Origin of the sequence: Candidatus Infernicultor aquiphilus (assembly GCF_002784285.1) — a bacterium.
GTDB classification, from domain to species: domain Bacteria; phylum Atribacterota; class Phoenicimicrobiia; order Phoenicimicrobiales; family Phoenicimicrobiaceae; genus Infernicultor; species Infernicultor aquiphilus.
On record NZ_PFKO01000115.1, the window covers coordinates 1 to 15,110 of the forward strand.

Genomic DNA, 15,110 nt, shown 5'->3' on the forward strand with positions numbered 1-15,110 from the left:
TTTTAATAAATGTAAAATAATTTATTTTTATTTAATTTATTTTTTAATTTATTATATTAGTCCTAATATGCTTAATTCTAGATAATTCTGGATTTTTTTTACATTCTTTTTCAAAAGCTTTCTCTCTCATTAAATTTTTATAATTTGGATCTTGAAAAGTATATTTAAAATTAGTGTGTAAGTCATAAGTACCTTCCAATAGAGCGATTACATCTTCCACAAAGACTAATTCTTCATCAGTAGGAATAATAAATATTTTTACCCTGGAGTCAAGGGCAGAAATATCAGATTCTACATTTCTGGTTTTAGCTAATCTATTCTTTTCTGGATCATATTTAATCCCCAATATATCCAATCCTTCTAATACCTTAGCTCTTATAACACTGCTCATTTCCCCTACTCCAGCAGTAAAGATTAAAGCATCTAATCTTCCTAAGACAGCGGTATAAGCACCAATATATTTCTTCAGTCTGTAGGCTTCCATTTCAATCGCCAATTTGGCTCTTTTATCCCCTTCAGTTGCTGCTTTTACTACATCTCTTCTATCCACATATTTTTCGGTTATACCTAATATTCCACTTTTCTTGTTCAAAAATGTATCCATTTCTTCAGGGGAAAAACCTTCTTTCTGCATTAAATATAAATCTAAAGCAGCATCATGATCTCCCGCTCTGGTACCCATAATGGCTCCTTCTAAGGGTGTAAATCCCATACTGGTATCATAAGAAAGACCGTTCTTTACTGCATTGATACTTACCCCATTCCCAATATGACAACTTATTAAATTACAGGTAAAAGGATCTTTCCCTAAGAGAACAGCTGCTCTTTTGGCTACATATAGTAATGAAGTACCGTGAAAACCATATCTTCTTATGCCATATTTTTCATACCATTGGTAAGGTACAGCATAGGTATAGACATAATCAGGCATAGTCTGATGCCAGGCAGTATCCATAATAGCCATATGAGGAATATGGGGTAAAAGCTCCATAGCTGCTTCAATACCCATGATATTAGGTGGGTTATGTAAAGGTGCTAATCCAGCAAGTTCTTTAAAAGTTTTGATGACTTCTTGGTTTATAATTACTGATTTAGAAAATTTTTCACCACCATGGACCACTCTATGACCTACAGCCGTAATATCAGATAAATCTTTGATAGCTCCATACTCAGGGTGAATGAGACTATCAATTATTAATTTTATAGCTTCTTTATGAGTAATACAATCATGTTTTATAGTAACTTTTTCTTTATGGTTAACTTCATGAACACAAAAAGAATTTCCGATAGTAACTCTTTCTACTATACCCTTGGCAATTATTTCTTTTTTAGACCAATTATAAAGTTGATATTTTACTGAAGAACTACCACAATTAAAAGATAATATAATCATAAAATCTTTCCTTCCTCTTTTGTTTTTTATTCTATCCATGCTTACTCATTATTTTTTAAAGTATTATAAGTCTATAATATAATTTGTATCTTTATATCTTACCTGCTTGACCTGCTTGCAATACAGTAATAGCTACTACATTAACAATATCTTCTGCGCTACAACCTCGAGAAAGATCATTGACTGGTTTTCTCATCCCCTGAGAAATTGGACCTATAGCCTCAGCCTTAGCTAATCTTTCTACTAACTTATAAGCAATATTCCCAGATTGTAGATCAGGGAATATTAAAACATTAGCTTTTCCCGCAATTTTACTATTTGGAGCCTTTCGTTCCCCAATCGAGGGAATTAATGCTGCATCAGCTTGTAATTCTCCATCAATAAGCAAATTTGGCCTCTTTTTTTGAGCAATTTTTGTAGCTTCCACTACTTTGTCAACCATAGAATGTTTGGCACTACCTTTGGTGGAAAACGACAACATAGCCACTCTTGGTTCAATACCCACTAAAACCTTTGCAGTTTCAGCACTGGCGATAGCAATATCAGCAAGCTGTTCAGCATTAGGTTCCGGATTTATAGCACAATCTGCAAATACAACAACTCCATTTTCTCCATAGGGACAATCAGGTATAACCATTATAAAAGAACTTGAAACAATATTTATATTAGGGGCAGTCTTAATGGTCTGCAAAGCAGGTCTAAAAACATCTCCCGTAGCATTAATTGAACCGGCAACCAAACCATCTGCATCATTATGATAAACCATTAATGCACCAAAATAAAGAGGGTCTTCTAGTAATTGATAAGCCTCATCCAAACTCAATCCTTTATTTTTACGAAGTTGGTAATAAGATTCCGCATATTTTTTTAATTTGTCGGACTCTTTAGGATTTATAATTTTTATTTTGTTTGGAAATTCAATTCCTAACTCCTGCGCTTTGAATTTAATATTCTCTTTTTTCCCTAATAATATTAAATCTGCAAATCCCTCTTTAGTAATTATTTCTGCTGCTTTAATCATTCGCGGTTCTTCTCCTTCCGGAAGAACGATATTCTTAGGATTTTTTTTGGCTTTTTCTCGAATTATTTGAGATATTTTCATTTTAATTCTCCCTTTAATAATTTACTATCATTTTTTTTATAAATTTCGTATAATTATACCATAAAATATTTTTTAAATCGAGAAATTTTATGAAAATATTAGATATTATCACCGAATACAATCCTTTCCATAGTGGCCATCTTTATCATCTTTCGAAAGCAAGAGAAACAACTAATCAAGTTGCTAATGATTTTGCTTGCATTGATTCTTTTTTTATAATTATTAGCAATTTTATACTTTTATAATTTTATTAATTTCATTATCGCATCATCAAAATCTATAACTGGTATGATTTTTATATCTTGATTAAATTTAAGAGCTTCTTGGTAATTATTTTGAGGCACTAAAAATATATCAGCTTTTTGCTTTTTAGCAGAAATAATCTTTTGTTTAATATCATCAACTTCATATATTTTTCCATCGATTTCTAAATTACCTGTTCCAGCAATTATTAAACCATGGCTTAAATCATTTTCAGTTAATTGATTTAATATTTCTAAAGCAATCATTAGCCCTGCAGAAGGTCCCTTTATTTTATCTAAAAAGATTTCTATTTTTAAAGGGAACTTACATTCAATATCTTTATTAGTAGCATAAATCCCAATACCTAAACTTTCTATTTTATTATCTGCATTAGGAAGTTCAATAATAGGAATTAACGCTGAATAAGTATGATTATTTCTTAAAAAGGTAATCTTAATAACTTGGGTCGAAATATAACTTTGAACCATCTTTGAAAATTCTTCTCTAGTATTAATAGGCTGATCGTTTACCTTTACAATTACGTCACCTGGTAATAATTTATCTTTTGCTGAACTATGATCTAATATCTTATTAACTAATACTCCTTCCCCTGAAATTTCTGGTAAATACCCTACTTTCTTTAAAGCTACAATTTTAGCAATCATTTGGCTCTCTTGCATCAATTTATCCATTACATTTATATATTCTTTTTGATTTAAATTTACCAAATTTTCTTTATTATAATTTTTCAAATCAACATTAGTATCAAAAAAATTATATAAATATAGCAATAAATTTGCTTTTATAATTGTAGTCGAAGTAAGAAGAAATTTTCCTTTGGCATCTTTTTCACCATTTTCTACTGTAATATTTTGACTTAAATTGACACACTGTCCAGGAACTACAAGATAATAAGGAGTTGTAATTAAATTAATTAGAATTAAAATTATAATTATAATAATTAAAAAATATTTTTTAATATATGACATTATTTATTTTTTTATTATATAGACAGATTTTTTTAACTTAGTAATAAATTTTTAAATTTATAACTTAAAAAATAAAGTAATATAATTCTACTAAATATTTTTATTAAAAAGTTTTTCTCTTAATTTTTTCTCTACAATTTCAGGAACTAATTGATTTATGCAACCATTTAAACTTGCAATTTCCTTAACTATACTTGAATCTAAGTAAGAGTATTTGGAACAAGTAACCATAAAAATTGTTTCGATTTCTGGAGCAAGTCTTTTATTCATTAAAGCCAATTGCGACTCATGCTCAAAATCAGAGATAGCCCTCATCCCCCTGATGATAATATTTGCCTTATTACTTTTCATAAAGTCAATTAATAACCCAGAAAATGACTGTATTTTTACCTTTTCTAAATTTTTGGTTACTTCTTTTATCATATCTATTCTCTCTGGTGCAGAAAATAAAGTTGATTTTTTAGGATTATTTGCCACGCCTACTATTATTTTATCAAAAATATTTGTAGCTCTTTCAATAATATTAAGGTGGCCATTAGTAATTGGATCAAAACTTCCAGGATAGACCGCTATTCTCATTTTTCCCTCCTCTAAAACGATTATACAGATTTTCTAATTATAAATTTTATGTATTGGTATTACTAAAAAAAGACAAATAGGACTCTCCATATTTTCTTTGATCAAATAATTTTAAGTTATTTATATTTTCCTCAACTTTTTCTTTTTTATAATGCTGAACAATTACTACACTATTTTTTTTAAGTATAGGTAATTTTGATATTTCTAATAAAGAAATATTTACTAAACCCATATTATAAGGTGGATCAAGAAAGATACAATCCAATAAATAATTTTTTTTAGCTAATAATTTTATACCAGACAAAAAATCAATTTTAAAAACCAGGGAATTTTGGTTATTTTTAGTTTTTTTTAAATTTTCTTTTATAATTTTTATACATTTTATTTCTTTTTCAATAAAGATTACTTTCTGTGCTCCTCTACTTAGTGCTTCGATTCCTATTGCTCCAGTGCCGGCAAATAAATCTAAAAAATAAGTTCCTTCGATGGATATTCCTAAAATATCAAATAATGCTTCTCTTACTTTTTGAGAAGTGGGGCGAATGGATAAACCCTTTAGAGATTTTAATTTATTACCTCTGTTTTTTCCCGCAACAATTTTCATATTTTACTCTTAATCATTTTTTTTATGTATTATATGCTAATCTCTATTTGCTTATAATATACCAGATATGATTCATAAAATACAAGATGCTATCTCTATTTCTGAATTCTATCTGTCTAAATATTTACTTTTTTAAATATAAATATTACAAACTATGAATTATTACTTGCCAAGGCTCTATATAATATGATAGAATTTAAAATACTGATTATTTTCTATAATAGATGGGGAGGAAATATAAAAAATGGCAAAATGCGACATCTGTGGCAAAGGGCTACAATTTGGGAAACAAATTAGTCATTCTCATAGAGTAACTAATAGAACCTGGTCTCCCAATATTCAAAAAGCCAAAGTAAAAATTAATAATAGCATTAAAAGAATTAATATTTGTACTAAATGTTTAAAAGCAGGTAAAGTAGAAAAAGTATCTTAAAAATATTCTTTTTTAAGTTTATTTATAACTTTATTAGTTACCCAATTAGGAGTAGAGGCTCCACTGGTAATCCCAATTCTATCATCTGGGTGAAACCATTCGTATTTTATTTGGTTTTCAGTTTCAATATGGTAGGTTTTTACTCCTTGTTTTTTACATATTTCTGCTAATCGAGATGTATTGGCACTTTCTTTCCCTCCAATTACAATCATTACATCAACTTTTTTTGCTAATTCAAGGGTACTCTTTTGTCTTTCTATGGTAGCTTTACATATAGTATTAAAAATTCTTAATTCTTCAGTTTTATTTAACAAAGCAGGTAATAACTTTTTAAAATCATAAATATTTTTTGTGGTTTGAGAAATAAAACCAATTTTTTTCTGTTGTTTTATCTTTTCTATTTCATAAAAAGAACTAACTACTAAAGCATTATTTTGGATTAAATCTAATACACTTAATATTTCAGGATGTTTTTTGTCTCCAAAGATAACTATAAAATAGCCATTTTTATATAAATAACCAGCTATCTCTTGTACTTTTTTAACATATGGACAAGTAGTATCAATTACAGATAATCTTTTCTGGTAAGCTTGATGTAGTAACAAAGGAGATATTCCATGAGCCCTGGTTATAATTACACTTTCTTCTGGAACTTCACCTAAATTATTTACAATCTTTGCTCCCCTTTTTTTAAAATATTCTATAACTTGAGGGTTATTTATTATTGAGCCTAACATATATACGTCATTTTTTCTTTTTTTTATAGTATCTTTTGCTAAGTTTACTGATTTTTTAACCCCGAAGCAAAAACCCATTTTGGGGGATAATATTATTTTCAATTTACTTTTTTCCATTCTCTTTATATTTTTTTATTATTTTTAAAATCTCATTTTTTACTTCCTCAATGGTTTTTTCTGTAGAATCGATTAGAACAGCATTTTCTGCTTTAGTTAAAGGAGCATATTTTCTCTGGCTATCAATTTCATCTCTTTTCATTATCTGTTTTTTAACTTCTTTATAATCTATTTTATAACCTTTAGCGGTAAGTTCTTTATATCTCCTTTTAGTCCTTTCTTCTTCGGAAGCAATAAAATATAATTTTATATCTGCATACGGTAAAATTACCGATCCGATATCTCGACCCTCCATTATAATATTTCCCTCTTTAGCTAATTTTTTCTGAAGAGAAATTAATTGTTTCCTAATTTTGGGTAATTTAGCTATTTGAGAAACATTTTGATCAATTTTTGGATCTCGTATTTCCTCAGTTACATCTTTCCCATCAATAAAGATATGATAATAATCTTTTAAACTATTACTACTTACTCTATTTATTTTTATTTGAGTCTTTGAAACTAGCATTGAAATTAAATCTTCATTATTTACACTAAGGTTATTTTTTAAAACTTTCCAGGTTATAGCTCTATAAATTGCTCCTGTATCAATGTATAAAAAACCTAATTTCTGGGCAATTAATTTGCCAATGGTACTTTTGCCCACCGCAGCGGGTCCATCTATAGCAATTATCAACCCCTTTTTGCTCATTAATTCACCTCAAATTAGTCGTTAGTGAATAGCATAATTAGTATATAGTATTGAGTATTGAGTATTGAGTATTGAGTAAAGATTCCGTAATTTTTTACCTTGCGTATGTAATACGCCCCTACTTTTTCTTTACTTCTGATTACTAATTCCTGCAACTTTTATCTTTCACTATATACTACATACTATATACTCAACACTATATACTCGATACCATATAGTGCTATATCGTTTTCTTCAAACTTCTAATTTCTTGCTTATTTAAATGCCTATATTCTCCTGGTTTTACACCTTTTAAGCGAATGGAATCTATCTGAATTCTTCTTAATTTTAAAACCGGGTGTCCAATATATTCACCCATCTTCCTAATTTGTCTTTTTTTACCTTCTCTTAGCTTTATTTTTAATATCGCATTACCACTTATAGTTTTCAAGGTATGAATATTACAAGGTAATATTTTATAATTATTTTCTAAAATAATTCCTTTGGATAAAATATTTAATTTTTTTAAAGAAGGAATTCCTTTTACTTTAACAATATAAGTCTTTTCAATCTTTTTTGAAGGATGGGTTAAACCATAAGTTAGCTCGCCATCATTGGTTAGAATTAATAATCCTTCTGAATTAAAATCCAGACGCCCAACAGGATAAATTCTTTCGGTTATGCCTTTTAGTAAGTCCAAAATAGTTGGCCTATGATAAGGGTCATATAAAGAAGTTAAATATCCTTGAGGCTTATTTAATAAAATATAAATGTAATCCTTTTTTTCTTTATATTTTATTAATTTACCTTTTACCTCTATAATATCTTCTTGGGGATTAATTTTTGTTCCTAATTTAGTAACTATCAAATTATTTACTCGCACCTTACCTCCAAGAATTAGTTCTTCGCACTTTCTTCTAGAATCAATCCCTACTCTTGCTAAATATTTTTGTAACCTTTCGCGCATATTAATTAATACCTATTTCTGATATTTTAGGCAAATCAGATATTCTTTTTAGGCCAAAATGTATTAAAAATGCATCTGTAACCTTATAGAGTATGGGATTTCCGGCTACTTTTTTCCTTCCACTAATTTTTATAAATTTATGCTTTAATAAATTCATCAAAACGCCTGAACAATTTACCCCACGTATTTTTTCAATTTCTAAACGGGTTATCGGTTGATTGTAGGCAATAATAGCCAATGTTTCTAAAGCAGCTTTTGAAATTTGGTGCTTTTTTATATTTTCTGAAATCTTTTTTACCCATCTAGAATACCCCGGTTTAGTACCTAATTTATATCCTCCAGCGATTTCATATATTTTAAATGGTCTATTATCACCTTTATAATTAGAAATTAATTCATTAATAATTTTTTTAATTCTATTTTTTTCAAGGCCAGTAATTTCATTTATTTTTTTGACCGTCAAAGGGTCATTTGAAACAAACAATAAACATTCTATTACATTTTTCCATTCAGAATAATTATCTAATTCTTCTTTTAATTTAAAGCATCCCCCTTCATATTAAATATGATTTTATCAAAACTTTTATTTTGAAAACAATTGATTTTCTTTAAATATATAAGTTCTAATAAGGCAAGAAAAATAACAATAATTTCTAGCTTACTTTGAGTTCTTTCCATAAAATACTCGAAAGAAAATCCTTCTTTACTATTTTTCAATAAATTGAGTATTTCTTTCATCTTAGTATTGATAGTAAAAATTCTCTTTTTAATAGGTATAAATTCTTTCTTTTTATTACTTAATAGAACTTTTTCTAAACAGACTAAAAGGTCTGCCAAATCAACTTTTTGGATTTCTATATTATCTTTCTTTATTCTACTTTCCATCATTGGGAAATATATATTATTCTGATCTCCTTCTTTTTCCTTTAAATATTCAACTACTTTTTGAAATTTATTATATTCTTGAATATATGATTCCTTTTCTTTTGAAGTTGCAAAATCATTATCTTCATTATCTTCCTTTTCGTTATTTTTAATTTCCAATTTAGGAAGAAGATACTCTGACTTTATTTTCAATATCATCACCATATTGTTTATTATTTTACCGGCGTTATTTAAATCAATAATATTCCTATTTTTAATAACATATTGCAAATATTGATTTATTATCTCTGTAATAGAGACGAGATCAATATCTATTATATTTTCTTTTATCTTTTTTAGTAATTCATTGGTGGAAGCTTCGAATATATTATTCATAATTCATATTCATAGCTTTTTTTGCTTCTTCAAGTGTTTTTTTAGCTATTTTCCTTGCCTTTTTGCTTCCTTCAATAACAATTTCTTGAACTATTTTAGGATTTTTTTCGAAATATTTTCTTTTCTCTCTAAATCCATCAAATTTATTTATTAAAATTTTAGCTAATATTTTTTTACATTCTACACATCCCAATTTTCCTGATTGGCATCCTGCAGATATTTCTCGAGATTGATCTGGATTAAATATATTTTGATATGTAAATACAATACAAATATCAGGATGTCCTGGATCATTTAATTTTATTTTTTGAGTATCAGTTATCATTGATTTAATTTCTTGTTCCATTATTTTGGGAGGATCAGAAATGGAAATAGTATTTTTTAAACTTTTACTCATCCTTTTTCCATCAATCCCGGGAACACGAGATATCCTGGTTAGCTTTGCTTCGGGTAAAGGAAAAATATTTTTATAAAGACTATTAAATCTTCTGGCAATTTCTCGAGCTATTTCTATATGATGTACCTGATCTTCTCCCACTGGTACAGCATTTGATTTATAGATTAAAATGTCTGAAGCCATTAGAACTGGATATCCCAAAAGACCATAATCAATATTTTCTTTTAATCCTAAATCACGTATCTGTTCTTTTAAAACTGGATTTCTTTCTAACCAAGATAAGGGGGTAATCATAGAAAAAAGTAAATGTAGTTCTGCATGTTCTGGAACATAAGATTGTATCAATACAGTACTTTTTTCAGGATCAATACCTGCGCTAAACCAATCAATAAGCATTTCTTTAATATTTTCTTTTAATTCTTCAGTATGATTATATCCAGTAGTTAAGGCATGTAAATCTACCACCCCAAAAAAACAGCTATATTCTTTTTGAAGTTTTACCCAATTTTCTAAAGCTCCTAAATAATTCCCTAAGTGTAGCTTTCCAGTAGGGCGCATCCCACTAAAAATTATTCCTTTCATCCGAAGTGCTCCTTCCTTGATTTTATTATAAAATATTTATTAAATCTTCTATATTTATACTAATAAATTAAACAAAAAAAATACTACCGGAAATAATATCTTTCCAATTATACCACTTAATACAAGTATTAATAAGATAATTGGCCCATAAGATTCTAACTTAGCATATCTATAAGCTGTTGAATTAGGTAAAAATCCCAATAATATTTTTGACCCATCTAAGGGTGGAACAGGAATTAAATTAAATATTGCTAGAGCTAAATTTATTATCACTCCAGTTTGCAAAAAAAGTAGCCACCCTTTAATTAAAGTTATAATTAATTTTAAAAAAACATTATTTTGTACTACTGTAATTCGAAAGAAGAAATAATAACTTAATCTCAACGTTAAAGCAAATATAATAGCAGTTAATATATTAGCCACAGGTCCAGCTAAAGAAACATATATCATATCTCTTTTGGGATGGTTTAAATTATTAAAATTTACTGGTACTGGTTTTGCCCAACCAAAGCGAAATAAAATCAACATTAAAGTTCCTATTGGGTCGAGGTGAGCTAAAGGATTTAAAGTAAGCCTTCCTGCTTCTGCTGCTGTTGGGTCACCTAATTTATACGCAATTCTACCATGCCAATATTCATGAATAGTGATAGCAATTAAAACTGCAGGTATACTCCAAACAATTTCGAATATATTATTCAACATTTATTTATTTCTTATTCCTTTCTTTTTCTTGTAAAATATTATTTACCAATCTAATTTCATCCTTTTGATTTTTTACTTCTCCATTTAGTTTAGCATAAAGTAATTTATTTAAAATTTGTGAATATATAGGGCCAGGTTTTAGATGCAATTCTTTTAGTTCTTTCCCCGAAATATATAAACTTACTTTTTTATATTCTTTTAAAAATTTAACTATTCTTTCTTTTGCAATATGGGAATTATTTTCCATCATAACTAAAAATAATATTTCATTGGGTAAATTTTTTAATTTTAAGTAAATAATACTTGGTAATATTTTATTTTTTTGAGCTATAAATTTTATAATTTGATTTATATTTGAGTTAATATAATTTATCTTTCTTAATATTTTTTGATCAAACATTAACTTATTAGTAATCACCTGCATTTTATTATTTTTAAATTTTTTAAATAAACAATAATAATTTATCAGCCATAGTTCTATTTTTTCTTCAGGGATATTATATTTCCAAAAATTATAATTTTCTTTCGCTCTGTTGAATTTTTCAGTTGTATCTGAATTTAATTCTACTCCTGGTAGAATATATTTTAAAGCTCCTAATTCTTCCATTCTTTTTAATATTTTTTCTGGATTCTCTTCTTGTAATATTAAGATCAATTCTTCCACAATTCTATTCTTCCTTAATTTAGAGAGCAACTTATCGTCAATAGCTTTTTTAAGAAAATCTTCAGTGGACTTATCCATCTTAAAATTATATCTTTGTTCAAATCTTATTGCACGTATAATACGTGCTGGATCTTCAACAAAACTTAAATTATATAAAACTCTGACTAGGCCAAAATGTAAATCTTTCTGTCCTCCAAAAAAGTCAATTAATTTTCCATAATGTTTTTGGTTTAACTGGATAGCCATAGCATTTATAGTAAAATCTCTCCTATATAAATCTTTTTTTATTGAACTTAACTCAACTTGAGGGAGAGCTGCTGGGTATTCGTAAAATTCTCGTCTAGCAGTCGCCACATCTATTTTAAAACCATCTGGTAAAATTACTACTGCGGTACCATATTTTTCATGACTTTTAATTCTCCCTCCTAATTCTTTACTTAAATCTTGAGCAAATTTTATTCCTTCCCCTTCCACAACAATATCCAGATCATAATTTTTAATTTTTAAAAAAAGATCTCTTACTACTCCTCCTACCATAAAAACTGAAAATTTTAACCTATCACCTATCTTTCCAACTTTATACAAGATATCTTGAATTTTTTTAGAAAATACTTTTTCTATTAAATCTATTTGTTTTTTTCTTTCTATTTTATTTTCACTCTCAATATAGGTGGAAAATGTTTTTTTAGGAATATTATTTATACCATATAAATTTCTTATTAAATCAGTCCTGGTGACAATTCCTCTTAACTTATTATCATTACTAAGTACTAATATTCTTCCAATATCATGATTAATCATTAATTCTTGAATTTCATTTAAAGGTGTATCGAGAGTTACACTAATAATCTGATTAGACATATATTTATCTACTGGTTCTTTTCCAAATCCATGACGCTCAGCCTTATTTACTTCCGACCTGGTAATAATCCCCATTAATTTCCCCTCTTCTATTACTGGGATTCCGGTATGTCCGTACCTTAATAATATTTTTCCAGTCTCTTCAATAGAAGTTTTAATATTAACAGTTTTTACCGATGAAGACATAATATCTTTTGCCACAATTCCTACCTTTACTTTTCTTTCTAAGACTTTCAAAAGTTTTTTCTCTAATTCATTTAAGGAGAGATCTTTAACTACTGCGGAAGCTGCTTGGAAGTGACCTCCACCTCCTAATTCTCTTAGAATCTCATCTACATCAACAGAATTTGTTCTGCTTCTTCCGACTATATATATTCTTTCTCCCATTTTTACTAGGGTAAAAAAAACATCACTATTTTCAATTTCTATTAGTTTATGGGTAAGCAGGGCTAACCCTTCTGTATAATTTTTTATCTCCGCTTTCGCTATATTAATACATACACTCTTACAAAATATTTCTTTAGAAGAATTGAGTAATTGGTTCAATAATTTTTTTTGGGTTGAGTTTAAACCAATATTAATAAAATTAGCTACCGCTTTTAATTTTATTCCTTTATCAAATAGATAAGAAATACTGTTTACATCATCAACTGTAGTAGTTGAAAAAGTTAGAGAACCAGTATCTTCATACACTCCTAAAGCAAAAAGAGTTGCTTCCATAGGAGTAATTTCTAAGTTCATCTGTTTTAATTTTTTTAAAAGTATGGTAGTAGTCGCCCCTACTTCTTCTATTACATTGAGATCTCCCTTGATATCGTCCCCAGTAGAAGGGTGGTGATCATAAATATGAATTTCTATATCTTTCTTCTTTAATACATTAGCAAATGAACCAATTCTTCTTTTTATCCGAGTATCAACTATTATCAGCTTAGTAATTTCTTGTATTTTAATGTTTTTAAGTGGAGTTATCTCAATTAACTCTCTATATAGGGATATAAATTTTCTTACATTTTTCTCGACAGCTCCAGGAAATACTAAGAGAGCATCTTTATATATCTTTTTAGCGGCTACCATAGAGGCTAAGGAATCAAAATCTGTACTTTGATGACTAATAATTACTTCCAATAAATTACCTTCTTTTTTATTTAAAATTATAGCATAAAAAAACAAAAGATAGTATACGTATAGCGTTTAGCGTAGAGTATATTTAGTATATAGTATCGAGTATATAGCATATAGTAAGAAAAATTAGAGAGAGAGAGAAGAATTCAGTAGAGAAATTCGTAAATCGTATCTCATACAAACTAGTATATAGCGTTTAGCATTTAAAAAGAAGTCAGAATACAGAATCCGATTCTTTTTATCTCTTTATTTAAAAACTATAAACCGATAACTGAAAACCGATTTCCTTCACTCGATACTCGATACTCAATGCTTGATACTGTTCATCTAAATTCCTTAATGCCTTGTCTACTAATAGTAGCTAAAATTAATGGTAATTTTACTGGTTTTTTAATTCCTATAATAAATGAGGATAATAATTTTTTCTTTGCTTCTTTTAATTTTTCTGAATCATTATAATGCACCTCAGCTAAGTCTTCATTAATATTAATTCTGTTACCCACTTTCTTTTTTAAAACAATCCCAACGGATAAATCAATTTTAGATTCTTTTTCCTCTCTACCTGCTCCTAAAAGCATGGCACTTTCTCCCACTAATCTAGAATCTATTTTCTGTATATATCCACTTTTATTAGCCTTAATTTTAGTACAATGTTTTGCTAAAGGTAATAATTTTGGATTATCGATAATACCTGAATTCCCACCTTGAGCAATTATCATCTCTTTAAATTTATTAAGGGCCACCCCGCTTTTTAGTATTTTTTCTAATTTATTTTTTCCTTCTTGGTAAGTTTTGGTTACTCTACCTAATTTTAACATATAAGAACCAAGGACAAGACAAAGTCTACGTAAATCTTCTGGTCCTTTGTTTTTTAAAATTTCAATAGCTTCTTTCACTTCTAACGAATTACCTATAGCAAAACCTAAAGGTTCATCCATATTTGAAACTACCCCAATAATCTCTTTCTTAAATTCTAATCCTATATCCACCATAATTTTTCCTAACTTCAAAGCGTCCTTATACTCTCTCATAAAAGCTCCACTTCCCGTAGTAATATCTAATACTATCGCATCAGCACCAGCAGCTAGTTTTTTACTCATAATACTGCTTACAATTAAAGGAATACTATCTACTGTTCCAGTTACATCCCTTAAGGCATATAATTTCTTATCTGCTGGAACTAAATCTGAAGTAGAGCTAATAATTGATACCCCAACCTTTTTAACAATTTTTATAAATTTATTTAGACTTAATTCTGTTTTAAATCCCTCAATTGATTCTAATTTATCAATTGTACCACCGGTATGACCTAAACCTCGTCCTGACATCTTAGCCACCTTGACACCCGCTGCTGCTACCATGGGAGCTAAAGCGAGAGTAGTAGTATCGCCCACTCCACCAGTACTATGCTTATCAACTTTAATCCCGGGGATAGAACTTAAATCTATTATTTTTCCAGAATCAATCATAGCCTTGGTTAAATATCTTATTTCGCTGTTGTTCATTCCTTTAAAGTAGATAGCCATTAACATTGCAGACATTTGATAATCTGGTATTTTGCCCCCATTATATTCTTCAATCATAAATATTATATCGTTTTCAGTTAATTTTAAACCATTTCTTTTTTTTATAATTAAATCACTAAATCTCAATTATAATTTCTCCTTAATTCAATCTACCAATCTACC

The 15,110-nt window shown here is 28.2% G+C and carries 15 protein-coding genes and 1 pseudogene; 2 read left to right on the plus strand and 14 right to left on the minus strand.

Annotation, left to right across the window (positions count from 1 at the left end):
- Positions 1-43 precede the first annotated feature (43 nt).
- On the minus strand, positions 44-1,393 hold the full coding sequence (locus tag COZ07_RS03145) for an acetate kinase (RefSeq protein ID WP_406607133.1): 1,350 nt from the start codon (positions 1,391-1,393) through the stop codon (positions 44-46).
- 91 nt (positions 1,394-1,484) lie between these two features.
- Positions 1,485-2,495, minus strand: a complete 1,011-nt coding sequence (gene pta / locus COZ07_RS03150; protein WP_406607134.1) for a phosphate acetyltransferase — start codon at positions 2,493-2,495, stop codon at positions 1,485-1,487.
- An 89-nt stretch (positions 2,496-2,584) separates the two neighbouring features.
- On the opposite strand from pta, the gene COZ07_RS03155 reads away from it, so the two are divergent.
- Positions 2,585-2,740, plus strand: coding sequence for a nucleotidyltransferase family protein (locus COZ07_RS03155; RefSeq protein ID WP_406607135.1), 156 nt, complete (start codon positions 2,585-2,587; stop codon positions 2,738-2,740).
- Here COZ07_RS03155 and COZ07_RS03160 read toward each other — a convergent pair.
- From COZ07_RS03160 to rsmD, 3 genes are all read right to left on the minus strand, one after another.
- Positions 2,735-3,727: a S16 family serine protease gene (locus COZ07_RS03160; protein ID WP_406607136.1), complete on the minus strand. Its 993-nt coding sequence runs from the start codon at positions 3,725-3,727 to the stop codon at positions 2,735-2,737. The two genes, COZ07_RS03155 and COZ07_RS03160, sit on opposite strands and share 6 nt — an antisense overlap.
- A gap of 90 nt (positions 3,728-3,817) precedes the next feature.
- The gene (gene coaD / locus COZ07_RS03165) at positions 3,818-4,306 is read right to left on the minus strand and encodes a pantetheine-phosphate adenylyltransferase (RefSeq protein ID WP_406607137.1); all 489 of its coding nucleotides are present in this window, start codon (positions 4,304-4,306) and stop codon (positions 3,818-3,820) included.
- A 46-nt stretch (positions 4,307-4,352) separates the two neighbouring features.
- Positions 4,353-4,910 (minus strand): RsmD family RNA methyltransferase, encoded by a 558-nt coding sequence (gene rsmD / locus COZ07_RS03170; RefSeq protein WP_406607138.1) that lies wholly within the window; start codon positions 4,908-4,910, stop codon positions 4,353-4,355.
- Between the two features lie 244 nt (positions 4,911-5,154).
- Here rsmD and rpmB point away from each other — a divergent pair, with 244 nt between their 5' ends.
- Positions 5,155-5,343: a bL28 family ribosomal protein gene (gene rpmB / locus COZ07_RS03175; RefSeq protein ID WP_406607139.1), complete on the plus strand. Its 189-nt coding sequence runs from the start codon at positions 5,155-5,157 to the stop codon at positions 5,341-5,343.
- Here the strand turns inward: rpmB and ispH are convergent.
- From ispH to COZ07_RS03220, 9 genes and pseudogenes are all read right to left on the minus strand, one after another.
- Positions 5,340-6,197, minus strand: a complete 858-nt coding sequence (gene ispH / locus COZ07_RS03180) for a 4-hydroxy-3-methylbut-2-enyl diphosphate reductase (protein WP_406607140.1) — start codon at positions 6,195-6,197, stop codon at positions 5,340-5,342. The genes rpmB and ispH overlap by 4 nt on opposite strands.
- Positions 6,184-6,888: a d(CMP) kinase gene (gene cmk, locus COZ07_RS03185; RefSeq protein ID WP_406607141.1), complete on the minus strand. Its 705-nt coding sequence runs from the start codon at positions 6,886-6,888 to the stop codon at positions 6,184-6,186. Before cmk ends, ispH begins: the two co-directional genes overlap by 14 nt.
- A 220-nt stretch (positions 6,889-7,108) precedes the next feature.
- Positions 7,109-7,834: a pseudouridine synthase gene (locus COZ07_RS03190; RefSeq protein WP_406607142.1), complete on the minus strand. Its 726-nt coding sequence runs from the start codon at positions 7,832-7,834 to the stop codon at positions 7,109-7,111.
- A gap of 1 nt (position 7,835) precedes the next feature.
- A pseudogene (scpB, locus tag COZ07_RS03195) lies at positions 7,836-8,333 on the minus strand (SMC-Scp complex subunit ScpB); the annotation flags it as partial.
- A 35-nt stretch (positions 8,334-8,368) separates the two neighbouring features.
- Positions 8,369-9,094, minus strand: coding sequence for a ScpA family protein (locus COZ07_RS03200; RefSeq protein ID WP_406607143.1), 726 nt, complete (start codon positions 9,092-9,094; stop codon positions 8,369-8,371).
- Positions 9,087-10,073 carry a tryptophan--tRNA ligase gene (gene trpS / locus COZ07_RS03205; protein WP_406607144.1) on the minus strand — a complete coding sequence of 329 codons (987 nt, stop codon included), beginning with the start codon at positions 10,071-10,073 and terminating at the stop codon, positions 9,087-9,089. The genes COZ07_RS03200 and trpS overlap by 8 nt, the downstream gene beginning before the upstream one ends.
- A gap of 54 nt (positions 10,074-10,127) precedes the next feature.
- Positions 10,128-10,775 carry a site-2 protease family protein gene (locus COZ07_RS03210; protein WP_406607145.1) on the minus strand — a complete coding sequence of 216 codons (648 nt, stop codon included), beginning with the start codon at positions 10,773-10,775 and terminating at the stop codon, positions 10,128-10,130.
- A 4-nt stretch (positions 10,776-10,779) separates the two neighbouring features.
- The gene (locus COZ07_RS03215) at positions 10,780-13,425 is read right to left on the minus strand and encodes a CBS domain-containing protein (protein WP_406607146.1); all 2,646 of its coding nucleotides are present in this window, start codon (positions 13,423-13,425) and stop codon (positions 10,780-10,782) included.
- A gap of 320 nt (positions 13,426-13,745) precedes the next feature.
- Entirely contained in the window at positions 13,746-15,074 is a 1,329-nt protein-coding gene (locus COZ07_RS03220; RefSeq protein ID WP_406607147.1) for a thymidine phosphorylase family protein, read from the minus strand.
- Between the last annotated feature and the right edge of the window lie 36 nt (positions 15,075-15,110).